The sequence below is a fragment of the Aliiroseovarius crassostreae genome (assembly GCF_025137635.1).
GTDB classification, from domain to species: Bacteria; Pseudomonadota; Alphaproteobacteria; order Rhodobacterales; family Rhodobacteraceae; genus Aliiroseovarius; species Aliiroseovarius crassostreae.
This window is the reverse complement of sequence record NZ_CP080772.1, coordinates 2,902,133-2,922,705: the sequence shown is the minus strand read 5'-3', so window position 1 is coordinate 2,922,705 and position 20,573 is coordinate 2,902,133. Positions and strand designations below refer to the sequence as shown.

Below are 20,573 nucleotides of genomic sequence, written 5' to 3'. Positions count from 1 at the left end.
CTCTGAGGCCTGAAATCAGGCCTCAGCCTCCTCGGTGGTTTCCTCGTCACCTTCCTCGGCTTCGGGCAACAGTTCCTCCGGGTCCACCCAGCCCAGCATGACGCGGGCGGTCATGACCATATCCTGTGCCTCTTCCAACGAGATGCCGAATTTCTCAAGCGAGCCATCATCCTTGACGCGTTGGCCATCCACGGTGGTCCAACCACCGGCCAGTTCCCAGTCAGCGCAGGTTGCAAAATCTTCCAGCGACTTCACACCGTCTTCTGCCAGGGCCTCAACCATCTGCGCGGTCAGACCTTCGAACGCAATCAGGCTGTCCTCGGCGCCCATTGCGCGGGCGTTTTCGAGGGCCTTGGCAGCCTGAGCTTCCAGATAATCACGGGCGCGGGCCTGCAATTCCTGCGCGGTGCCTTCATCAACGCCGTCAATGACCAGCAGTTCATCCAGCTCGACATAGCCGACCTCTTCGAGGTTGGTGAAGCCTTCGGCCACCAGAAGCTGGGCAAAGAACTCGTCCAGATCCAGGGTTTCCATGAAGAGCGCGGTGCGGGCGGCGAATTCCTTCTGGCGACGCTCGCTCTCTTCTGCCTCGGTCATGATGTCGATATCGAGGTTGGTCAGCTGGGAGGCCAGACGCACGTTCTGACCGCGGCGGCCAATGGCCAGCGACAGCTGCTCATCCGGCACCACAACTTCGATCTTTCCGGCTTCTTCATCCAGCACCACTTTCGACACTTCGGCCGGCTGTAGCGCGTTCACAAGGAAGGTCGGCTGATCTTCGTTCCACGGGATGATGTCGATTTTCTCACCCTGCAGCTCATTCACAACCGCCTGCACGCGCGAGCCGCGCATACCGACACAGGCCCCCACCGGGTCAATGCCGCTGTCATAGGAGATCACGGCGATTTTGGCGCGCGAACCGGGGTCACGGGCCACGGCCTTGATTTCGATCACGCCGTCATAAATCTCCGGCACTTCCATCTTGAAGAGTTCAGCCATGAATTCCGGTGCGGTGCGCGACAGGAAGATCTGCGGACCACGGGTTTCACGGCGCACATCCTTGACATAGCAGCGAATGCGGTCATTCGGGCGATAGCTTTCACGACCGATCTTTTCATTGCGGCGCAGGATCGCTTCGCCGGTGCCGACGTCGACAATGACATTGCCATATTCTTCGCGTTTGACCTGACCATTGATGATGGTGCCAACGCGGTCTTTGAATTCTTCGAACTGACGATCGCGTTCAGCTTCGCGCACTTTCTGCAAGATCACCTGCTTGGCGGACTGGGCGGCGATCCGGCCCATCTCAACCGGCGGAACCTCTTCCGAATACACGTCACCCACCTGCGGGTTTTCCATGTATTGCTTGGCTTGTTCGACGGTAAACTCGGCCTGGTAATTCTCCAGCTCCTCATCCGCCACAACGGTGCGCACGCGGGTAAAGGTGGCGCGGCCGGTCTTGCGGTCGATCGACACGCGGATGTCCATTTCCGCGCCGTAACGCGATTTGGCGGCCCGTGCGAGGCTTTCTTCCATCGCTTCGATCACCAGCGCCGGGTCGATCATCTTTTCGCGGGCCACGGCCTCGGCGGTTTGCAGCAGTTCAAGCTGGTTGGCAGACGTGATTGCCATGGTCAGTCCTCCTCGGAACCGGTGATTTCCTGAATTTCGTCAAATTGGGCTTCGTCGATCTGGCCCGCATCCTTGCGCGCACGCAGCACGTCACGGATGAGCTCATCGGTCATGATCAGCTTGGCATCCGCCAGCCAGTCAAAGTCAAGGCCGATGGTGACCATCTCGCCCTGGTTTTCAATTTCGATCAGCACTTCATTGCCTTCGGTCCCCATCAGGGTGCCCTTGAAGCGCTTGCGCCCGTCGATCAGTTCGGTGGTTTCGATCTTGGCGGTGTAATCCTGCCAGGCGTCGAAATCCTTGAGCCGGGTCAGCGGGCGGTCGATGCCGGGGGATCCGACCTCAAGCGTGTAATTGTCCTCAATCGGGTCTTCCACGTCGAGCACGGCGCTGATCGCGGTTGAGATCTCGGCGCATTCATCCACTTCGATCCCGCCATCGGGACGCTGGGCCATGATCTGCAGCATTGGCGTATTGCTGCCCTGCAAACGCAAGCGCACCAATTCAAATCCCATGCCTTCGATCACCGGGCCGACGATGCCGGCAAGGCGCTGATCCATTGCGGTTTTGGCAACCAGTTCGGTCACTGTATTCTCCTATCGGGGCGATCGGGATACCAATCCCCCAAAAACAAAAAAACGGGCCAGCGGGCCCGTTCGTCTTACCGGTGGAGCTTCGAGTTTGGACCCCGACGCGCCGCTGTTGAATTGGGATATAGGCGGGATTGACGGGAAATGCAAGGGGGCAGGGACATTGCCCCCATTTCAGCGCTTATTCCGGCTTCTTCGCGATCAGAAATAGTGCGGTAATGCCCCCTTCGGGTTTCCAGTCTTCGACAATCTCAAACCCCGCGTCCCGCATCATCTGGCGCAGGGCGTCTTCGGTGAACCATGTCACGGAGGGTGCTTTGCCCAGCATCTGCGCAATCGGCAGGGCCAGTTTCAGCCACCACAGCTTGCCCAGGCAGGCGGTGGAGGTGACAAGCACCCCGCCGGGTTTCAACGTGTCATAGGCTTTGCGGATCGCGGCGGCAGGATCGTCCAGCAGGTGCAGGATCGAATGGCCCTGCACCATGTCCACGCTTTCCGGCTCCAGCGCCATGGTGGTGAAATCGCCCACCTCAAACCTGATCTTATCCGCGCCATCCTTGGCCCGCGCAATACGGATCATCTCGGACGACAGGTCCACCGCGTGATATTCTGCCACATGGGGCGCGTGGATCAGCGCGGTCGACCCGGTGCCGCAGGCAAATTCCAGCACCGCCATGTCAGGCCGCATATAGTCCTGCGTCTTGGCCAGCTTGTATTCATAGCTCGCCATATCCTTGATCTGATCGCGAGAATATTTCTCGGCAATCTTATTCCAGAAATCATCCGCCGCGATCATGCGCCACTCCTTTAAAGCGTTTCGAGTTTACGTTGAGCCACAGCGTGAACACGAAACGCGCGAAACAATTATATGTGGTGGGCGTTTCGACCTATTGTGGTGACCCAACAATAAGTCGAAACGCTTTAATCAACCTACAAATGCAATTTGTAGAGGAGATGGGGTGTCAGTCGTCGCTTTTCCACCCCGCGTCGCGGTGCGACCCGTCACAGAAGGGTTTGTTGCCCGACAGGCCACAACGGCAGAGCACATATTTCTGCGCAGATTGCCCTTCGCCCTTTGGCAAGACCGGCGGCTCCACACCATGCACCCACAAGGGTCCGTTTTTTTCGACGCGGATTTGCGGGCCATCCGGCACCAGATGCTCCGCGGCGCCATCCGCGCCTTTCAGGGACAGCGCGCCAGAGGGGCAGGCGGTGACCACTGCGCGCAGTTCCTCCATCGTGCCCCTGTCCGGCTGCACCCAGGGCTTTTCATTTGGATTGAAGATGTTTCTGGCAATCCGCCCGCATTCGGCGGCGTGGGAACACAGCATCGGGTTGTAATAAACCGTGGCCTCGGCCCCTTCATAGGCAATCAGCCGGTCGCGCCCTGCGGGCGTGCCAGGGCTGCTGTCAAACCCGGCCTCGACATGGCTGCCATCACAATAAGGTTTGTTTTTCGACTGGCCGCATCGGCACAGGCCCATGACTGGCTTGCATTCTTCCGCCTGGCCGGCTGCGGTTTCCAGACTGCTGATACCCTTGGCCACAAGGGGGCCGTTGTCGCGTGCCTCGATTTTCGGCTGATCTGCCATGGTCTCTCCTCCCATCCAGATTGGCTGCCCCACCAGTCTGCGCAGAGAGGCGGATTTGCACAATAGGGCAGGGCGCACAGAATGGCCTGCGCGGGCGCACCAAAGCCGGTGTCAGACACCCAGCGTGTCGCGTTGGCGCGCCAGCTTGTCCATCGTGTAAGTCAGCTCATCCGTGATCCCACGCTCTGACAGCGCGTGCCCGGCCAGATGGATCATGCGCAGGGTCGAGCTGGGCCAGCGTTTGTGCAATTCATAGGCCGATCCGGGCGGACAGATCATGTCATGACGCCCCTGCACAATCGTGCCGGGCACATGGGCAATCTTTGGCATATGGCGCAGGATCTGCCCCTCTTCCAGCCAGGCCCCGTTGGCGAAATAGTGGTTTTCAAGCCGGGCAAAGGCACGGGCGTAATCTGCCGGCGCATCCACCATGTGGCCCCGGTTCTGGATCGAGGCAAGCGCGTTTTCCCACCCGGCCCAGGCCTTGGCAAACCGCACCTCCTGCGCGTAATCGCCGCAAAACAGGCGGCGGTTGTAGGCAGCAATCAGATCCTCATGTTCGTCAGGCGGCACCATCGACGTGAAGTCATCCCACAGCTCGGGCCAGAACCGCCCAGCGCCCCCCCCGTAGAACCAATCCAGCTCAGCCTTGCGCGCCAGAAACACCCCGCGCAACACCAGCCACGCCACCCGTGACGGATGGGCCTGCGCATAGATCAGCGCAAGCGTTGCGCCCCAGCTGCCGCCAAAAATGATCCAGCGATCAATGCCAAGGGTCAGGCGGATATGCTCGATATCAGCCACCAGATGCCAGGTGGTGTTGGCGTCAATCTCGGCATGTGGGCGCGACCGGCCACATCCGCGTTGGTCAAACAGGACAATCCGATAGGCGTTCGGGTCAAAAAACCGGCGCATCTGAGGGGAGCTGCCACCCCCCGGTCCACCGTGAAACACCACGACCGGCATCCCCTGCGGATTGCCGCTTTGCTCAACATAAAGCTTGTGACCATCCCCCACATCCAGCATATGCCGATCATATGGTTCAATCGGGGGATACAGCCCTCCGGCTGTGCTGTTTTTTCCTGCGGCCTTGTCCATGGAAATACTATATAACGCCATTCAGGCCCCTGCTATCAGAAAGACGTGAGATGACCCAGAGCTCTGTTGACCCGTCCGAAGTGGAGAAATTCGCCGCCATGGCAGCGGAGTGGTGGGACCCGACCGGCAAGTTCAAACCGCTGCACATGATGAACCCGGTGCGGTTGGATTACATCACCAGCCAGATCGCGGCAGAGTTTGGCCGGGACCTGTCCGATGACAAACCCTTTGCCGGGCTGCGCATTCTCGATATCGGCTGTGGCGGCGGGCTTTTGTCGGAACCGATGGCGCGGCTGGGTGCGGATGTGGTGGGAGCGGATGCCACCGAACGCAATATCCCGGTGGCCCGGGCGCATGCGGAAGAGATGGGGCTTGAGATCGACTATCGCCACACCACCGCCGAAGCGATCGAAGAGGCAGGCGAACGGTTCGACGTGGTGCTGAATATGGAAGTGATCGAACATGTGGCCGATCCGCTGGCATTCCTGGTCTCCTGCCAGAACCTGCTCAAACCCGGCGGGCTGCTCCTGTGTTCCACCATCAACCGCAATCCGAAAAGCTTCATGGTTGCGATCGTGGGCGCCGAACATGTGATGCGCTGGCTGCCCAAAGGCACACATGAATGGTCGAAATTCATCACCCCTGATGAGCTTGAGGACCTGCTGGCAGAAAGCATGTTGCGGGTGGTGGACCGCAAGGGGTTTGTGTTCAACCCGATTTCCTGGCAATGGTCGATCTCGGATCGGGACCTGTCGGTAAATTATGTGACTGCCAGCGTGAAACCCAATAGAGACTAGTGTAATATATTGAAAACAAACGGGTTTTCCTGAATTCGTGTAAATCTGTTTTGTTTTCCGTAAAGCGGCACCCACTGTACATATACACCCACGGAAGATGAGCGACAAAACCGAGAACCTGATCCGCACCCACAGCTCCTGGCGCGACCATGTCACGCCGGAAGAGCGCGCGCGGTTGCTGGTTCTGGAAGAACGGATTGAACGCAAGCGACGCAGTCTGGATGAAACGATCTCGGAGCGTCAGAAGATCATGAGCCGGTCAATCCGGCGCATGCGGCGCAAGGCTGGAAAGGACTAAAGCGTTGCGTGACCGGGCAGTGTCGCAACCGCCCATCAACCGAAACGCATCATGAGATCGCGGGGAGATCGCTGGAAAACGCCAGCGACGTCATTCCGCCTCACTCAGCAATTGCCGCATTTCACGCAGCACGGGCAGGGCCTGCTTCACCCGGTCCTTGCCGATTTTGGTCACCATATTGCCAATGATCGGAGTGATGGATTGCAGCGCCGCATCCCGCGCCGCCCGCCCGGCGGGGGAAATGGTGACGAACTTACGCCGCGCATCATCCCAGTCGGGACGGATATGGATATGCCCTGCCCATTCCAGCTTGTTCAGCGTGTTGGTCATCGCCCCGCGGGTCACATGGAACGCCTTTGCCAGCTGCGCCGGGCTTTTCTCTTCCCCTGACCGTGCCAGGTGATTCAGAACGGAGAAGTGGCTCAGCTCCATCCCCTTGGGCAGAGCTTTCGACAGGCGGTTGCGGGCCAACTGATCGGCCATGAACATCTCGCTGAACAGCGCGACAGAAAGGTTATCCCTGCTTTGATTTGTGCTTTGGTCGGACATTCAGGGGCCTTCATATTTGCGATCATGGGTCAAAGAGGGCACACGCGCCCGGGCCCGCTTTACCTCATTCAGGTCGATATCGACCAGAGTGACGCCGGGTTTCTCCCCCCCATCTGCCAGAATTTCCCCCCAGGGCGCAACCACCAGTGAATGTCCAAATGTCGCACGCTTTTCAGTATTTTGCCCACATTGAGCGGGCGCCAGCACGAAACAACCGGTCTCAATCGCCCGCGCGCGCAGCAGTGTTTCCCAATGGGCCGCACCTGTTACCGGGGAAAAAGCAGCGGGCACGGTCAGGATCTCGGCACCGTTTTGCGCCAATTGCCGGTAGAGATGCGGAAACCGGATATCATAGCAGATCGTCATGCCGATCCGCGCGAAATCCGTCTCGGCCAGAACGGCCTGCTCACCGGGCCTGTAATGGGCACTTTCGCGATAGCTTTCCTGCGCATTGATCTCGACATCAAACATGTGGATCTTGTCATACCTGGCCGTGATCTGGCCAAGGGGCGAAATCAGGAAGGATCTATTGGCAAACCGCCCGTCCGGGTCATGGGTTTTCACCGCAAGCGATCCCAGCAACACCCAGATGCCCAGCGCCCGGGCCTCCTCCCGAATTTCATGCAGGAAGGCGCAGTCTTCTTCGTGGGAAATCTGCGCCGCCTGCGTTCTGCGCGAAGAGGAGAGCAGGTTGGTAACCTCTGGCGTCAGCACAAACCCGGCCCCACCCGCCGCCGCCGCACGCAAAGCACTCCGGGTTGAGGTCAGGTTGGCGCCCATATCCTCACCCGAGGTCATTTGCACCAACCCGATTTTCATCACAGCCCCCCGGTCAGGGCGCCATCCAGCTTACCGGCGCGGTCCAGATCATAAAGGTCGTCACATCCGCCAACATGATTGTCGCCAATAAAGATCTGCGGCACGGTATGACGCCCATTTGCACGCGCCATCATTTCCTGCCGACGCGCCGGATCAAACCCCACATCAATCTCATCAAAGGACACGCCTTTCTGCTTCAAAAGGCGCTTTGCCGCGTGACAGAAGCCACATAGGGCGCTGGTGTAAATGGTAACGGGTTGCATGACTATCCTCGGTTTGTTGCCAAGGATATATAGGATGTCAGGGCTCTTTCGCAACGCGTGCCAATGACAAGACCGTGACCGACGCGGCCCCGGCATCAAGGCAAGCGTCCGCTCCTGCAGAAAAAGTGGCCCCGGATGTCATCACATCATCCACCAGAAGGATGTGACGTCCAGACAGGGCATACTGCCGTTTCGGCTGGGGTTTGATCGCGCCTTTCATGTTTTCAAACCTTTCATCTGCCGACAGCCCATCATGGACAGATGTGCGTCGCGGGCGGATCAGCAGATCGGGCGCAAACTCCAGCTCCAGCCGGTCGGACAGGGCCCTGCCAAGCTCCGCCGCTTGGTTGAACCGCCGTTTGAGAAGGCGGGTCCAGTGGATTGGAATCGGCACAATCAGCGCATTTGGGGGCAGGACAGGGGCAATTGCCCGCGCCATCCAACCCGCCGCCGGGCGCGCCAGATCGGTCCGGTCGCCATGTTTCAATGCCAACACCATGCGCCGGGCATTGTCCCGATACTGCAAGGACGACCTCCCATGCGCCCAGGGACGATCCGTTTTCAGGCAATCATCACAATGGCTGACATGATGGTCTTCCTCTCCCAACAGGGGGGCACCACACAGATCACACACCACCCCTTCGATAAACGGGGTGTCCCGCCAACAGGCGCCACATAAGCCAAACTCGCTTTCCACCTGATCACCGCAGCACACGCATTGAGGCGGATACAACAGACGAAGCGCGGATTGCATTTCCTGTTTCTCCTTCTATGGTCCCAGCTTATGACCAGAGCAAGCCAGATGCCCAACGCCCTTACCGACCCCGAACGCCTGGCCCGCAACCGGGCCCGGTCCCACGCGGATGGGATGTTCCTGCAATCCCTTGCGGTGGATGAGGTCCATGATCGCCTGGATATGGTTAACAGAACGTTTAAAAACATCGCCATTGTCACCGGTTTCCCACAGATCTGGGGGCCCGCCTTCCCCCAAGCCACCCTTGTCGATGACCGGGATGATCTGCCGCTGAAGGCGGGTCACTATGATCTGGTGATCCACGCGATGGGGCTTCACTGGGCCAATGATCCGGTTGGGCAACTCATCCAATCACGACTTGCCCTGAAACCCGATGGCCTGTTTCTCGGTGTGTGTTTCGGCGGGCAAACCCTGGCCGAACTGCGCGCTGTTTTGGCTGAAACAGAGACCAAAATGATGGGCGGGCTGTCTCCTCGTGTTGCCCCAATGGGGGAAATCCGCGATTTGGGGGCTTTGCTGCAGCGCGCGGGGTTCGCCCTTCCGGTGGCAGACAGCGCCCCGCGAACCGTATCCTATAAGGACCTGTTTGCGCTGATGGCGGATCTGCGCCTGATGGGAGAGCGGAACGCGCTTGCCAAACGTAATCCCCTGCCACTGCCGCGCCGCTTTTTCATCGCCGCTGATCAGCATTACAAATCGCATTTTCCGGCGGAACAGGGTCGCATTTCAGCAACGTTTGAGTTCATCACCCTGACCGGATGGGCCCCGGATGACAGCCAACCCAAACCGCTTCGGCCGGGATCCGCCGCCGCAAGGCTGGCCGATGCCCTTGGCACAGATGAGACAAAACTCCCGAAATAGAGCCGAAGCAATTGACGCAACCCGAAAAGCCGCTATCTGAGATCAAGAATATGCGCGCAGGAGCAAGCCAATGATCATGGAGAAACCCACAGACCACCCCACCATCAAACCTCGGAAAGTGGGCATTCTGTTTGCCAATCTGGGCACCCCGGATGGCTATGATTACTGGTCAATGCGTCGGTATCTGAACGAATTTCTGTCTGACAAGCGGGTGATTGATTACCCGGCCTGGAAATGGCAGCCGATTCTGCAGGCCATTATCCTGACCAAACGTCCGAAATCCTCGGGCGAAGCCTATAAGTCGATCTGGAATGAGGAGCTTGGGGAAAGTCCGCTGATGACCATCACCAAGCTGCAGGTGGCCAAGCTGCAGGCTGAACTGGCAGAACTTTACGGCGATCGGGTGATGGTGGATTTCTGTATGCGATATGGCAATCCATCCACCAAGTCGAAACTGTCTGAAATGGTCTCTAACGGCTGTGATAGGGTCTTGTTTTTCCCGCTTTACCCACAATATGCCGGCGCCACGATGGGCACCGCAAATGACCAGTTTTTCCGCGCCCTGATGGAAGAGAAATGGCAGCCTGCGTCGCGCACCATCGAACCCTATTTCGACGACCCGGCCTATGTCGACGCGCTGGCGCAGTCAGTTGAGCGGGGATATGCGGCGCTCGACACACGGCCCGATCTTCTGGTTGTGTCCTATCACGGCATGCCGATCCGCTACCTGACCGAAGGCGACCCCTATCATTGCCAGTGCCAGAAAAGCACCCGCCTGCTGCGCGAGCGGCTGGGCTGGAGCGACACAGACATCACAACCACCTTTCAATCCGTGTTCGGTCCCGAAGAGTGGCTGAAACCCTATACGGTCGAAGAAGTGGCGCGGCTGGCGAAATCCGGCAAGAAAAACATCGCGGTGATCGCCCCGGCCTTCTCGGCTGATTGCATTGAAACCCTTGAGGAAATTCAGGAAGAGATCCAGGAAGCCTTTATTGAGGCGGGCGGTGAAACTTTCACCTATATCCCCTGCCTGAATGATGATGACGCCCATATCAAGGCGCTGGTCGGTGTGGCGGAACGCAACCTGCGGGGCTGGCTCGACTAAGGCGTATCACGACCGCCCCTGGTTCGTGACACAGCTTTTCAGGAACAAGAACTTGTCTGCCCCGTGCCCCACCTCCATATAGGGGGAAACGGATTTGGAGGCATTATGGCGGATACGGACTTTCCCGGCTGGCACGGCACCACGATCATTGGGGTGCGCAAAGGGGACAAGGTGGTTGTGGCAGGCGACGGGCAGGTCAGCCTGGGCCAGACCGTGATCAAAGGCTCCGCGCGCAAGGTGCGCAGGCTCAGCCCCGGCGGATTTGATGTGGTGGCGGGCTTTGCAGGATCAACCGCCGATGCCTTTACCCTGCTTGAACGTCTGGAAGCCAAGCTGGAAGCCACGCCCGGACAACTGGCGCGCGCCTCTGTTGAGCTGGCCAAGGACTGGCGCACTGACAAATACCTGCAAAAACTCGAAGCGATGCTGATCGTGACCGACGGGAGCGAGCTTCTGGTGATCACCGGGGCAGGGGATGTGCTGGAGCCGGAACATGATGTGGCGGCCATCGGATCTGGCGGCAATTTTGCCCTCGCGGCGGCCCGCGGATTGATGGAAAGCGATCTGGACGCGGAAAGCATCGCGCGCAAGGCCATGGCGATTGCGGCGGATATCTGCGTCTATACAAATGGCAATCTGACGGTTGAGGAAATCTGCAAATGACCGACCTGACCCCCCGTGAAATCGTATCCGAACTGGATCGCTTCATCATCGGCCAGAACGATGCAAAACGCGCGGTTGCCGTGGCGCTGCGCAATCGCTGGCGCCGCAAGCAGCTTTCTGCTGATCTGCGCGATGAGGTCTATCCGAAAAACATCCTGATGATCGGGCCGACCGGCGTCGGCAAAACCGAGATTTCGCGTCGGCTGGCAAAGCTGGCGCGCGCGCCGTTCATCAAGGTCGAAGCCACGAAATTCACCGAGGTGGGGTATGTGGGCCGGGATGTGGAACAGATTATCCGCGACCTCGTGGATGCGGCCATCATCCAGACCCGTGACCATATGCGCGAAGATGTGCGCGCGCGGGCCGAAGAAAACGCCGAGGAGCGGGTGATCGAAGCAATTGCCGGCAGTGATGCCCGCGAGGCCACGCGCGAGATGTTTCGCAAAAAACTGCGGGACGGGTTGCTTGACGACACGATGATCGAGCTGGACGTGGTGGACAATTCCAACCCGATGCAGATGATCGACATGCCGGGACAGCCGGGTCAGGGCATGGGAATGCTGAACCTTGGGGATATGTTCGGCAAGGCCTTTGGCGGGCGGACCACGCGGCGCAAGATGACCGTGCGCGAAAGCTATGACGTGCTGTTGGGGGAAGAGGCCGACAAGCTTCTGGATGACGAAACCGTCACCAAGGCCGCCCTGGAAGCGGTGGAGCAGAACGGCATTGTTTTCCTTGATGAAATCGACAAGGTCTGCGCCCGTCAGGAAGCCCGCGGCGGAGATGTGTCACGCGAAGGCGTGCAGCGCGACCTGTTGCCGCTGATCGAAGGCACCACCGTTTCGACCAAACATGGGGCGGTCAAGACCGACCATATCCTGTTCATCGCCTCGGGGGCATTTCACATTGCCAAACCCTCTGACCTGCTGCCGGAACTGCAGGGGCGTCTTCCGATCCGGGTTGAGCTTCGCGCCCTGACCGAAGCGGATTTCGTGCGCATTCTGACCGAAACCGACAATGCCCTGACGCTGCAATACACCGCGCTTATGGGCACGGAAAACGTGAATGTGGAGTTCACCAAAGACGGTATCGCGGCCCTTGCCAAGATCGCCGCTGACGTGAACCGGGATGTGGAAAATATCGGTGCCCGGCGCCTTTATACCGTGCTTGAACGCGTGTTTGAGGAGCTCAGCTTCTCAGCCCCGGATCGCAGTGGCGAGATTGTCACCGTGGATCGTGCTTTTGTGGATGACAACCTGGGCTCCTTGATGAAATCCGCAGATCTGAGCCGGTACGTCCTTTGACATCTGCGCCCGATCAGGCACAAGTTTCAGACAAATGAACGCGCCGCCCGGATCAGGGCGGCGTTTTTTCATTTCTCAGCTATACTCATTTCTATTCCGCTGAATGCGTTTCGGTTTTAACCTATCGCGGGGAAAGACAGGAACGTGGTGAAAGAGATCAATAACAGGGCATTTCGATATATTCCCGTATCTCATGCCTGTTCCGAAACACTTTGAGAGTGATTGACCGTGCGCCGATTTATTCTGTTTTTCATTTTCTTTCCGCTGATGGCCTGCGCTCCGCGGGGTGAAATCACCCTATATGCCGGCGCGGGTGAGGTCGGAAACGTGCAGAAGATCTTTATCGGTACCTCACGAGAGTTCGACCTGCTTATCGGTCGCCCCACCGGAAATCGCGGCGAAGAGCTGGTCTTTGGCCGGGTGGATGTCTCCGTTCCCCCCGAGCGTGAAACCGGCAGCGTGACCTGGCCTCACAATGCAACGCCGGACCCCGCCAAGCATTTCCTCGTCGATGATTTCGCCAGCTACCGGGACAGCAGCAGCTTTACCAAGGCTGTGCAAAAGGCGCTGCGGGGGCGCACGGGGGATGAGCGGGTTGCGACCATCTTTGTGCATGGGTTCAACAACACTTTCTCCGAAGGGCTCTATCGTTTTGCCCAATTGGTCGAAGACCTGGATCTGCCCTTTCTGCCAATCCACTATTCCTGGCCCAGCGCCGGGCACCCGCTGGGATATGGCTATGATCGGGACAGCATGCTCTATGCCCGCGACGGGCTGGAAGAGCTGATCCGCGCCACGCTGCGTTCCGGGGTGAAAGAGGTGATCCTGATCGGCCATTCGATGGGCGCGCTGCTGACCATGGAAAGCCTGCGTCAGCTGGCAATTTCCAATGAAACATCGGTGATGCAACGGATCGGCGGTGTCCTTCTGTTGTCACCGGATATTGATATTGACCTGTTTCGCCAGCAGGCCAAGCGGATCGAGAAACTGCCGCAGCCTTTCTATATTTTCAGCTCGACCAAGGACAAGGCACTGCGCCTTTCGGCCGGGCTGACCGGACAAACTGCCCGGCTTGGCAATGCCGAAGATATTGGCCCCCTTGCGGATCTGGATGTGACACTTGTCGATATCTCCGCCTTCTCAGACGGGCTGGCGGATCACAATGTCGCGCTGTCCTCCCCCGGATTTCTCAAACTGATCCTCTCGGTTCCTGATCTGGTGGGGACAATCGGCAAGACACGCGGTCCGAACCTGTTGCCGGGAACGGTTCTTGTTGTGCAGAACGCCACCAAGCTGGTGATTGGCAATCCCAGCCAGCCGGACGATGGCTAACGCAACCGGCGCAGATAGACGTAATAGGCCCCCTGGCCGCCATGCTTCAGATGCGCCTCTGATATCTGCAACACATGCTGTTTCAGCGGCGGCATATGCAGCCAATGCGGCACCTGATGACGCAGCACCCCGTGACGCACGGGAATGGGTCCGCCCTCGTCCCGGTGCTTGCCCTTCCCGGTGATCACCAGAACCAGCCGCCGTTGATCCGCCACCGCCTCAAGAATAAAGCGGGTCAGGATCGGGTGGGCCTGGGCAATTGTCATGCCATGCAGGTCGATCCGGGCTTCAGGTGACAGGCGCCCCTTCTTCATCCGCCCAAAGGTTTTCTTGTCCATGGCCAGACGTTGCTGGGCGATCTGATCCGACACAGGGGGGGCAAGATCATGCCCTGCATTGCGGGGATGTGCGGCCTCTCCAATCCGAAAACGAGGGGTCTTGACCTCGGGGGGTTTGGGGGCCGGCCTTGTATTTTCCGCAGGAAGAGTGCCTGTTTCCGGTCGGGTAGGGTGCAGGCGCTGCGTGTTCTCAGCCACTTTCTGCCAGAGCGCCTTTTCCTCTTCATTCAGCTTGCGCGGACGTCGGGCCATGGATCACTCCTCAACCTCAAGCGCAAAGGCGCGCTGGATCGGCATCAGAACATACATCCGCCCCCCGTCACGGATCTTACCTGCCAGAATGCCCGCCTGTTTCCCCGTGCCCCAGAAAATATCCGCCCGCTGCGCGCCCTTGACCCGCGACCCGGTATCCTGAGCCACCATCAGACGGCTGAAGGGCTCTTTCCCCGATTTCTCCAGCCAGACCGGCGCCCCCAGGGGCGTATATTTCGGGTCAACCGCCAGCGACCGCTGCGCGGTTATGGATCGGTTCATCGCCCCCAAAGGGCCTTTGTCACGGGGCAGCTGTTCCAGTTTCCGGAAAAACACATAGGAGTTGTTGGACATGAGCAGATCATGCCCATCCACCGGGTTGCGTTTGACCCAGTTGCGGATCACCGCCTGCGAAACCTGATGCGGATTATAAATCCCGCGCCGCACCATCTCTTTCCCAAGCGACTTGAACGCGTGGCCGTTATTTCCCCCATATCCCAGACGGATGGCGCTGCCATCAGTCAGGCGGATACGGCCCGAGCCCTGGATCTGCAGGAATTGCAGGTCAACCGGATCCGCCACCCAGGCAATTTCCAGCCCAAGCCCAGCCAGCGCGCCGCCTTCCTCAATCTCACGCCGGGTGCGCCAGGGCTGCCCTTTGGGAAGGCCGCTGGGTTTGCGATAGACAGGATAGCGATATGTCTCGGTCCTGAGGCGCGACCCCGCAATCTCCGGCTCGTAATATGCGGTGAACAGCGGGTCCATCCCGTTCTCGATCAGCACCGGGCGGAAAAACAGCTCAAAGAAAGCGCGCCCGGCCCCTCCACTCAGCGAATGGCGCTGCGCCACCGCGCAAAGGGGGGCCCAAAGCGGTTCATCCAGATCAATACAAGTGTCGATGAAAACGGAAAGGGCCGCATCATGATCGTCAGCGGCCCAGCCATTCAGCTCGGTGAACTCCAGCACGGACACACGCGCATCGGTGGGCAGTTTATCCCCAAGACCTGCAAACGCAGGGCCGCCCCAAAGGGCCAGCGCACATGCCAGCCCCCGGAAGATCATCCGCCAGTGGCCACCAGCTGCCAGTTCGGGTTGTCGGTGCCCATCTTGCGGGCAAAGGTCCAGATATCTTTCTGGCGCTTCACCTCATTCGGGTTGCCTTCGATGATCTCACCGCCATTGTCACGCACAACCGAGGTCAGCTCGCCCACAAATCGCACGGTGATTTCACCTTCATTTGTGGCGGGATCAAAGGTGGCATCTTCCAGCTTCAGCTCACGCAGGCCAACAAAACTGGCCTCGATCGTCAGACCCTGCTCACGGCGGCTTTCGACCACCATGGCAAAGCTTTCATAAACATCGTCCGACAGGAACGGCTTGATATCCGCCATTTCACCTGCCTCGAATCCCATCAGGATCATTTCGTAAGCGCCGCGCGCGCCGCCCAGGAACTCTCCGACCGAGAAATCAGGCTCCAGCGCCTTCATCGCCACCAGCGCACGGGCGGCCTCCGAGTTCTCTTCTACGTGGTCGGTGATGTCACTGTCCGGTCCACCTTCGATGACCTCGAAACTCCCCCGCGTGGCGCGTGGATTGTCCTGCCGCGTTACCTGCGGTTTTTCATATCCTTCGCGTGTGCCCAGCACATCGCGCAGGCGCAGGATCAGGAATAGCGCAATGCCGGCCAGCACCAAAAGCTGGATCAGGGGAGAACTCATATGGACCTCATTTTCTGGACGCTCTGGAAACACGTTCACCGGAAACATATGTAAGTACTGCGGGCGGACAAGTCCACCACGCCAAAAGAATAAACGAGGTGTATCATGTGGCTCTTTGCCCTGTTCATAGCGGTTCCGCTGATCGAAATCGCGTTGTTCATTCAGGTTGGAGGTCTGATTGGCCTGTGGCCGACCCTTCTGATCGTGGTTTTGACCGCTGTGATCGGCACCCAGCTGATGCGCGCGCAGGGGGCGATGGCGATGGCGGATCTGCGCAACAGCTTTGGTCAGCTACAGGACCCGACCGAACCCCTGGCCCATGGTGCGATGATCCTGTTTTCCGGGGCGCTTCTGCTCACGCCGGGGTTTTTCACCGATACGGTTGGCTTTGCGCTTCTCATCCCTGCGGTGCGGAGGGCAGTTTTCAACCATCTGAAATCAAAAGTGAAAGTTCAAAGTTTCACCATGGGAACCCAGTCTGAATTCGGCGAAACCCGCCCGCAGTCAGGCCGTGACGACGACGTGATTGATGGCGAATTTACCGATGTGTCCCCCGATAAACGCCCCACCCATCATGTCGAAAAAGGCCCCTCGGGCTGGACCAAGCACTAACAAGCACTAAAGCGTTTCGATTTTCCCTGCCTCAGGTAAGAACCGGGCCGCGTCAGGCCCCGAACACCGACGCCCGGTGATCGCGCAGGTAGATCCTGAGCCAGGGCGTAAAGACCTCCGGTGTCCGGGCAATATCCGTGTCTAACTCAACCGGATCGGCCCAGCGCGTGGCCTGAACTTCCTCCGGGTTCAGATCAATCTTCGGCAGGGTGTCACAGCGGATCACAAAAAGGTCGACCACCTCATGTTCGATCAACCCGCCCCCGACATCCGCCCGATATTCAAGCTGCTCAACCCAGACCGGATCAAGCCCGGTGATCCCCAGCTCTTCCCTCAGACGCCGAATGGCACAATCCCGCGGATCCTCCCCCCAATGCGGGTGGGTGCAGCAACTGTTCGCCCAGAGGTTCGGCGTGTGATATTTCCCGGCCGCGCGCTGCTGCAACAGCACCTTGCCCTTGTGCAGAATAAACACCGACACCGCCTTGTGGCGCATCGCTTTCACATGCGCCTCCAGCTTGTCGACCGGGGTCAGGGTGCCATCCACCCAAGTGGGGATCTTCGTGTTCATGTCCGTCCTTTAGCGATTTTGCCCCGCTCCGAAAACCCCTTCTCCTTGGACTTGACCACATCGGTTGTGCCTGCCTGAGCAAGGTGCTAGGCATCTTTCCAACCAAATTCTTAAGGAGATCCCCATGGCCGAGGAACAACAAGCCCCCGTGCCGCCCAAGATGCAAATCCTGGGCCAGTTCATCCGCGACATGTCGTTTGAAAACATCCTGGCCCAAAAGGGTGTCGAAGGCGAAGTGCAGCCCGAAATCAGTGTCGAAGTGGCGCTGGATGCGCAAAAACGCCCAGCCGACAACCAGTACGAAATCACCACGAAATTCACCGTGGGTTCACGCAACAAGAACGGCGGTCAGCAGCTTTTCCTGCTTGAGCTGGAATATGGTGGCATCTTCCACGTGGAAAACGTGCCGGACGAACAACTGCACCCGTTCTTGATGATCGAATGCCCGCGTATGCTGTTCCCCTTCGTGCGGCGCATCGTTTCTGACGTGACCCGCGATGGTGGCTTCCCGCCGCTTAACCTGGATACCGTTGATTTCCTTGCCCTTTATCGTGCAGAAATCGAACGCCGCGCAGCGGCAGAGGCAGAAACCGCCACGCAGAACTGATCCTGCCGGGGATCAGCTCTCCGACAGTTTTTTCCAAAGCGCGTCGTCGCCCAGCTTGTCAATAAACTCGGCATGGGCGGCGGCTTCTGCGTCATTGATCCGCGAAGGAAGCGGGGTTGGGCGCGCGGTTGGGCGCCAATTATCAGCGACATCCTCGTTTGATGCACTGCCGGGTCCACCCGCCAGAACCAGATCCGGCTGTCGCCCACCAATCAGCTCCAGATACACTTCTGCCAGAATTTCACTGTCAAGAAGCGCGCCGTGCAGGGTTCGGTTCGAGTTGTCGATCCCAAAGCGACGGCAGAGCGCATCCAGTGAGGCAGGCGCACCAGGGAACTTTTTGCGCGCAATCGCAAGCGTATCAAGCGCCCGCTCCCAGGGCAGTTCCGCAAGCCCCATCCATTTCAGTTCGGCATTCAGGAATTTCATGTCGAACGCCGCGTTGTGAATGACCAGACGCGCATCCCCGATGAACTCCACAAAAGCCTGTCCGACCTCTTTGAAGACAGGTTTGTCTTTCAAAATCACCTCACCGGGCGCAGCAGGGCGGGGTGTTGGCAAAAGATCAGGCCCAATCCCATGCACGCCAAATGCCTCTTCCGGCATACCGCGTTCAGGGTTGATATATTGATGATAGGTGCGTCCCGTGGGCATGTGGTTGATCAGCTCCAGACACCCGATTTCCACAATCCGGTCGCCGGAGTTTGGATCAAATCCCGTGGTTTCAGTATCAAGAACGATCTCACGCATTCAGTTTCTCCCGAATATGGGTCAGAACTTCCTCTACGGCCGCCTTGGCACCATCCAGAGTTTCGGTCGGAATGATCACGTCAGCCCGGGCACGTTTTTCTGAATCAGACACTTGTTTGGCAAGAATAGTCTCGAATTGTTGCTGGCTCATCGTGCCGCGCTCCATCACGCGGGCGCGTTGCAGATCAGCCGGCGCAGACACGACAACCACCAGATCCACATGTTCATGTGCCCCGATTTCAAACAGAAGCGGCATGTCCAGAAGCACGATATCCGCCCCTGAATCCGCCAGAAATTGCGCCCTATCTTCGGCGACCAGCGGATGCACAATCTGTTCAAGCTGTTTGAGGGCCGTTGCCTCGCGCCCGATCCAGTCCTTGAGCACATCCCGGTCAACAGCGCCGTCAATGATCGCCTCGGGGCAGATGGATCTGATCGGTTCAACCGCAGCGCCACCGGCGCCGTAAATCCGATGCACCGCCGCATCCGCATCCCAGATCGGAATCCCATAGGCGTGAAACATTTTGGCCGTGGTGGATTTCCCCATACCGATCGAGCCGGTCAAACCTATGATAAACGGCGTGCTCATTGTGCCAGCACTGCGCGGCGCAGGTCCTCAGTCACTTCAGGCCGCGCACCAAACCACCGCTCAAACCCCGGCACCGCCTGGTGCAACAGCATGCCAAGGCCATCAACAATCTGGCACCCGGCTGCTTCGGCAGTCTGCAACAACGGTGTTTTCAGCGGGGTGTAGACGATATCGGTCACGACCTGTCCGGGTTTCAGCCCATCAAGTGGCACCCTCAGCTCCGGTTTTCCAACCATCCCCAGAGAAGTGGTGTTCACAACGGTCAGGGCTTCTTCAATCATATTGCCGGCCTGCACCCAATCCACCACGGTGACACGGGCACCAAACTCGGACCGCAGCGCATCGGCGCGGGTGCGGGTGCGGTTTGACAAGAAGATTTCCGGCACCCCCACTTCCAAGAGCGAGGCGATCACGGCACGCGACGCCCCACCAGCGCCCAGAACGGCGGCCGGGCCGGACCTTGGGTTCCATCCCGTCGCGCCCTGGCGCAGATTTTCGATAAACCCGTACCCATCCGTGTTATCGGCGTGAATTTTTCCGTCTTTCCGAAAGATCAGCGTATTTGCAGCCCCCATCAAAGCCGCCCGATCGGTCACCAGATCAGCCAGCTTCAGCACCTCTTCCTTATGAGGAATGGTTACGTTGCAGCCGACAAAGCCAGCCTTGGGAAGGGTGCGAATGACCTCTTCCAGATCCTTCACCTCAACCCGCATCGGCACATAATGCCCGGGCAAGCCCATTGTTTTCAGCCAATAGCCATGAAGGCGCGGCGACAGGGAGTGTTCGATCGGATCCCCGATCACCCCAGCCAGCGGAATACGACGTTCGCTCATATCATCACCTCTTCTCGTTCGATCAGATATGACAGGAGTTCCGTCAGCGGCAAACCCAGCACATTGAAATAATCACCTTCCACGCTGGAAAAGAGGCGCACCCCTTCTTCTTCCAGCTTATAGGCCCCAACCGAATGACGGATGCTGTCCCAGTTCCGCGCCACATAGTCCTGAATATACCCTGCGCTGAGGTCGCGCATTTTCATACGCACCAACCCCACGTGACGCCAGAGGGGCTTGCCATCCTGATACAGAACGGCAGCAGAGAGAAGGCGGTGAGTTTTTCCAGACATTTCAGTAAGTTGAGAAATTGCGTCTTCTTGAGTGGATGGTTTTGACATCACCTCTCCACCCAGATCAGCCACCTGATCACATCCCAACACCAGCGCGTTTCGGTATTTTTCACTGATCTTCCGGGCTTTGAACTCAGCCAAGGCATCCGCAAGGTCGCGCGAATGGGCGCCCTCTGCCTTTAGTGACATTTTAATCATATCTTCATCAATTCGTGCGGGAATAACCTCAAAGCTCAGCCCTGCATTGCGCAGGAGTGTTGCCCGAATTTCGGAGCCTGATGCGAGGATGAATTGTGTCGCCATGGGAAAACCCTGTGGAAAAACTCTGTTTGTTCCGGTGTTTGCATCCGGGG

Annotated in this window: 26 protein-coding genes; 9 read left to right on the top strand and 17 right to left on the bottom strand. The window is 58.6% G+C overall.

The window, feature by feature from the left end; genetic code table 11:
- Window positions 1-15: 15 nt before the first annotated feature.
- The 5 genes from nusA to pip all read right to left on the bottom strand — a co-directional run bounded on the left by nusA (window position 16) and on the right by pip (window position 4,912).
- Entirely contained in the window at window positions 16-1,632 is a 1,617-nt protein-coding gene (gene nusA / locus K3J57_RS14010; RefSeq protein WP_173486231.1) for a transcription termination factor NusA, read from the bottom strand.
- A 2-nt stretch (window positions 1,633-1,634) separates the two neighbouring features.
- Window positions 1,635-2,219: a ribosome maturation factor RimP gene (rimP, locus tag K3J57_RS14005; RefSeq protein ID WP_259796381.1), complete on the bottom strand. Its 585-nt coding sequence runs from the start codon at window positions 2,217-2,219 to the stop codon at window positions 1,635-1,637.
- 184 nt (window positions 2,220-2,403) lie between these two features.
- Window positions 2,404-3,018, bottom strand: a complete 615-nt coding sequence (locus tag K3J57_RS14000) for a class I SAM-dependent methyltransferase (protein ID WP_259796379.1) — start codon at window positions 3,016-3,018, stop codon at window positions 2,404-2,406.
- Between the two features lie 166 nt (window positions 3,019-3,184).
- Window positions 3,185-3,814: a CDGSH iron-sulfur domain-containing protein gene (locus tag K3J57_RS13995; RefSeq protein ID WP_259792557.1), complete on the bottom strand. Its 630-nt coding sequence runs from the start codon at window positions 3,812-3,814 to the stop codon at window positions 3,185-3,187.
- Window positions 3,815-3,925: 111 nt separating this feature from the next.
- Window positions 3,926-4,912 carry a prolyl aminopeptidase gene (gene pip, locus K3J57_RS13990; protein WP_259794963.1) on the bottom strand — a complete coding sequence of 329 codons (987 nt, stop codon included), beginning with the start codon at window positions 4,910-4,912 and terminating at the stop codon, window positions 3,926-3,928.
- A gap of 50 nt (window positions 4,913-4,962) precedes the next feature.
- On the opposite strand from pip, the gene ubiG reads away from it, so the two are divergent.
- Both ubiG and K3J57_RS13980 read left to right on the top strand, forming a co-directional pair.
- Entirely contained in the window at window positions 4,963-5,709 is a 747-nt protein-coding gene (gene ubiG, locus K3J57_RS13985) for a bifunctional 2-polyprenyl-6-hydroxyphenol methylase/3-demethylubiquinol 3-O-methyltransferase UbiG (protein ID WP_259796377.1), read from the top strand.
- Window positions 5,710-5,806: 97 nt separating this feature from the next.
- Window positions 5,807-6,007, top strand: a complete 201-nt coding sequence (locus tag K3J57_RS13980) for a hypothetical protein (RefSeq protein WP_259796375.1) — start codon at window positions 5,807-5,809, stop codon at window positions 6,005-6,007.
- Between the two features lie 90 nt (window positions 6,008-6,097).
- Here K3J57_RS13980 and K3J57_RS13975 read toward each other — a convergent pair whose 3' ends face one another.
- From K3J57_RS13975 to K3J57_RS13960, 4 genes are read right to left on the bottom strand one after another with little or no spacing between them, the layout of a single operon-like run.
- Window positions 6,098-6,556: a MarR family winged helix-turn-helix transcriptional regulator gene (locus K3J57_RS13975; RefSeq protein WP_173486235.1), complete on the bottom strand. Its 459-nt coding sequence runs from the start codon at window positions 6,554-6,556 to the stop codon at window positions 6,098-6,100.
- Entirely contained in the window at window positions 6,557-7,375 is an 819-nt protein-coding gene (locus tag K3J57_RS13970) for a carbon-nitrogen hydrolase family protein (RefSeq protein ID WP_259792552.1), read from the bottom strand. It lies immediately after the preceding gene.
- Window positions 7,375-7,638, bottom strand: coding sequence for a glutaredoxin 3 (gene grxC, locus K3J57_RS13965; RefSeq protein ID WP_055187175.1), 264 nt, complete (start codon window positions 7,636-7,638; stop codon window positions 7,375-7,377). The genes K3J57_RS13970 and grxC overlap by 1 nt, the downstream gene beginning before the upstream one ends.
- A 37-nt stretch (window positions 7,639-7,675) precedes the next feature.
- A complete protein-coding gene (locus tag K3J57_RS13960; RefSeq protein ID WP_259796374.1) occupies window positions 7,676-8,392 on the bottom strand; it encodes a ComF family protein in 717 nt (238 codons plus the stop codon).
- Window positions 8,393-8,422: 30 nt separating this feature from the next.
- On the opposite strand from K3J57_RS13960, the gene K3J57_RS13955 reads away from it, so the two are divergent.
- The 5 genes from K3J57_RS13955 (at window position 8,423) to K3J57_RS13935 (ending at window position 13,657) form a co-directional block, all read left to right on the top strand.
- Window positions 8,423-9,253: a methyltransferase domain-containing protein gene (locus tag K3J57_RS13955; protein ID WP_259796372.1), complete on the top strand. Its 831-nt coding sequence runs from the start codon at window positions 8,423-8,425 to the stop codon at window positions 9,251-9,253.
- Window positions 9,254-9,323: 70 nt separating this feature from the next.
- Complete coding sequence (gene hemH / locus K3J57_RS13950) at window positions 9,324-10,358, top strand: ferrochelatase (protein WP_259796371.1); 1,035 nt, start codon at window positions 9,324-9,326, stop codon at window positions 10,356-10,358.
- Between the two features lie 105 nt (window positions 10,359-10,463).
- Window positions 10,464-11,021, top strand: coding sequence for an ATP-dependent protease subunit HslV (gene hslV / locus K3J57_RS13945; protein WP_259796369.1), 558 nt, complete (start codon window positions 10,464-10,466; stop codon window positions 11,019-11,021).
- Window positions 11,018-12,325: an ATP-dependent protease ATPase subunit HslU gene (hslU, locus tag K3J57_RS13940; protein ID WP_259796368.1), complete on the top strand. Its 1,308-nt coding sequence runs from the start codon at window positions 11,018-11,020 to the stop codon at window positions 12,323-12,325. The genes hslV and hslU overlap by 4 nt, the downstream gene beginning before the upstream one ends.
- Window positions 12,326-12,553: 228 nt before the next feature.
- Window positions 12,554-13,657: an alpha/beta hydrolase gene (locus K3J57_RS13935; RefSeq protein ID WP_259792538.1), complete on the top strand. Its 1,104-nt coding sequence runs from the start codon at window positions 12,554-12,556 to the stop codon at window positions 13,655-13,657.
- Here K3J57_RS13935 and K3J57_RS13930 read toward each other — a convergent pair.
- Genes K3J57_RS13930 through K3J57_RS13920 form a run of 3 tightly spaced genes read right to left on the bottom strand, consistent with a single transcriptional unit; the run spans window position 13,654 to window position 15,965 of the window.
- Window positions 13,654-14,247, bottom strand: a complete 594-nt coding sequence (locus tag K3J57_RS13930; protein WP_259796365.1) for a Smr/MutS family protein — start codon at window positions 14,245-14,247, stop codon at window positions 13,654-13,656. The genes K3J57_RS13935 and K3J57_RS13930 overlap by 4 nt on opposite strands.
- 3 nt (window positions 14,248-14,250) lie before the next feature.
- A complete protein-coding gene (mltA, locus tag K3J57_RS13925) occupies window positions 14,251-15,309 on the bottom strand; it encodes a murein transglycosylase A (RefSeq protein ID WP_259796363.1) in 1,059 nt (352 codons plus the stop codon).
- Window positions 15,306-15,965: a Tim44/TimA family putative adaptor protein gene (locus tag K3J57_RS13920; RefSeq protein ID WP_173486245.1), complete on the bottom strand. Its 660-nt coding sequence runs from the start codon at window positions 15,963-15,965 to the stop codon at window positions 15,306-15,308. Before K3J57_RS13920 ends, mltA begins: the two co-directional genes overlap by 4 nt.
- A gap of 105 nt (window positions 15,966-16,070) precedes the next feature.
- Here K3J57_RS13920 and K3J57_RS13915 point away from each other — a divergent pair, with 105 nt between their 5' ends.
- Window positions 16,071-16,577, top strand: coding sequence for an FxsA family protein (locus tag K3J57_RS13915; RefSeq protein WP_259785341.1), 507 nt, complete (start codon window positions 16,071-16,073; stop codon window positions 16,575-16,577).
- A 52-nt stretch (window positions 16,578-16,629) separates the two neighbouring features.
- Here K3J57_RS13915 and idi read toward each other — a convergent pair whose 3' ends face one another.
- Window positions 16,630-17,148, bottom strand: a complete 519-nt coding sequence (idi, locus tag K3J57_RS13910; RefSeq protein WP_259796361.1) for an isopentenyl-diphosphate delta-isomerase — start codon at window positions 17,146-17,148, stop codon at window positions 16,630-16,632.
- Window positions 17,149-17,272: 124 nt separating this feature from the next.
- On the opposite strand from idi, the gene secB reads away from it, so the two are divergent.
- Entirely contained in the window at window positions 17,273-17,755 is a 483-nt protein-coding gene (secB, locus tag K3J57_RS13905; RefSeq protein ID WP_173486248.1) for a protein-export chaperone SecB, read from the top strand.
- 12 nt (window positions 17,756-17,767) lie between these two features.
- Here secB and dnaQ read toward each other — a convergent pair whose 3' ends face one another.
- From dnaQ to K3J57_RS13885, 4 genes are read right to left on the bottom strand one after another with little or no spacing between them, the layout of a single operon-like run.
- The gene (gene dnaQ / locus K3J57_RS13900; RefSeq protein WP_259792512.1) at window positions 17,768-18,505 is read right to left on the bottom strand and encodes a DNA polymerase III subunit epsilon; all 738 of its coding nucleotides are present in this window, start codon (window positions 18,503-18,505) and stop codon (window positions 17,768-17,770) included.
- Window positions 18,498-19,094, bottom strand: a complete 597-nt coding sequence (gene coaE, locus K3J57_RS13895; RefSeq protein ID WP_259785337.1) for a dephospho-CoA kinase — start codon at window positions 19,092-19,094, stop codon at window positions 18,498-18,500. The genes dnaQ and coaE overlap by 8 nt, the downstream gene beginning before the upstream one ends.
- Complete coding sequence (locus K3J57_RS13890) at window positions 19,091-19,927, bottom strand: shikimate dehydrogenase (protein ID WP_259785336.1); 837 nt, start codon at window positions 19,925-19,927, stop codon at window positions 19,091-19,093. The genes coaE and K3J57_RS13890 overlap by 4 nt, the downstream gene beginning before the upstream one ends.
- A complete protein-coding gene (locus K3J57_RS13885; RefSeq protein WP_173486252.1) occupies window positions 19,924-20,523 on the bottom strand; it encodes a Maf family protein in 600 nt (199 codons plus the stop codon). The genes K3J57_RS13890 and K3J57_RS13885 overlap by 4 nt, the downstream gene beginning before the upstream one ends.
- Window positions 20,524-20,573: the final 50 nt, after the last annotated feature.

Bases quoted from the DNA above. Each gene is read 5' to 3' on its own strand.
- nusA (WP_173486231.1), bottom strand. From the start codon at position 1,632: ATGGCAATCACGTCTGCCAACCAGCTTGAACTGCTGCAAACCGCCGAG.
- K3J57_RS14000 (WP_259796379.1), bottom strand. From the start codon at position 3,018: ATGATCGCGGCGGATGATTTCTGGAATAAGATTGCCGAGAAATATTCT.
- K3J57_RS13995 (WP_259792557.1), bottom strand. From the start codon at position 3,814: ATGGCAGATCAGCCGAAAATCGAGGCACGCGACAACGGCCCCCTTGTG.
- pip (WP_259794963.1), bottom strand. From the start codon at position 4,912: ATGGACAAGGCCGCAGGAAAAAACAGCACAGCCGGAGGGCTGTATCCC.
- ubiG (WP_259796377.1), top strand. From the start codon at position 4,963: ATGACCCAGAGCTCTGTTGACCCGTCCGAAGTGGAGAAATTCGCCGCC.
- K3J57_RS13980 (WP_259796375.1), top strand. From the start codon at position 5,807: ATGAGCGACAAAACCGAGAACCTGATCCGCACCCACAGCTCCTGGCGC.
- K3J57_RS13975 (WP_173486235.1), bottom strand. From the start codon at position 6,556: ATGTCCGACCAAAGCACAAATCAAAGCAGGGATAACCTTTCTGTCGCG.
- K3J57_RS13970 (WP_259792552.1), bottom strand. From the start codon at position 7,375: ATGAAAATCGGGTTGGTGCAAATGACCTCGGGTGAGGATATGGGCGCC.
- grxC (WP_055187175.1), bottom strand. From the start codon at position 7,638: ATGCAACCCGTTACCATTTACACCAGCGCCCTATGTGGCTTCTGTCAC.
- K3J57_RS13960 (WP_259796374.1), bottom strand. From the start codon at position 8,392: ATGCAATCCGCGCTTCGTCTGTTGTATCCGCCTCAATGCGTGTGCTGC.
- K3J57_RS13955 (WP_259796372.1), top strand. From the start codon at position 8,423: ATGACCAGAGCAAGCCAGATGCCCAACGCCCTTACCGACCCCGAACGC.
- hemH (WP_259796371.1), top strand. From the start codon at position 9,324: ATGATCATGGAGAAACCCACAGACCACCCCACCATCAAACCTCGGAAA.
- hslV (WP_259796369.1), top strand. From the start codon at position 10,464: ATGGCGGATACGGACTTTCCCGGCTGGCACGGCACCACGATCATTGGG.
- hslU (WP_259796368.1), top strand. From the start codon at position 11,018: ATGACCGACCTGACCCCCCGTGAAATCGTATCCGAACTGGATCGCTTC.
- K3J57_RS13930 (WP_259796365.1), bottom strand. From the start codon at position 14,247: ATGGCCCGACGTCCGCGCAAGCTGAATGAAGAGGAAAAGGCGCTCTGG.
- mltA (WP_259796363.1), bottom strand. From the start codon at position 15,309: ATGATCTTCCGGGGGCTGGCATGTGCGCTGGCCCTTTGGGGCGGCCCT.
- K3J57_RS13920 (WP_173486245.1), bottom strand. From the start codon at position 15,965: ATGAGTTCTCCCCTGATCCAGCTTTTGGTGCTGGCCGGCATTGCGCTA.
- K3J57_RS13915 (WP_259785341.1), top strand. From the start codon at position 16,071: ATGTGGCTCTTTGCCCTGTTCATAGCGGTTCCGCTGATCGAAATCGCG.
- idi (WP_259796361.1), bottom strand. From the start codon at position 17,148: ATGAACACGAAGATCCCCACTTGGGTGGATGGCACCCTGACCCCGGTC.
- secB (WP_173486248.1), top strand. From the start codon at position 17,273: ATGGCCGAGGAACAACAAGCCCCCGTGCCGCCCAAGATGCAAATCCTG.
- dnaQ (WP_259792512.1), bottom strand. From the start codon at position 18,505: ATGCGTGAGATCGTTCTTGATACTGAAACCACGGGATTTGATCCAAAC.
- coaE (WP_259785337.1), bottom strand. From the start codon at position 19,094: ATGAGCACGCCGTTTATCATAGGTTTGACCGGCTCGATCGGTATGGGG.
- K3J57_RS13890 (WP_259785336.1), bottom strand. From the start codon at position 19,927: ATGAGCGAACGTCGTATTCCGCTGGCTGGGGTGATCGGGGATCCGATC.
- K3J57_RS13885 (WP_173486252.1), bottom strand. From the start codon at position 20,523: ATGGCGACACAATTCATCCTCGCATCAGGCTCCGAAATTCGGGCAACA.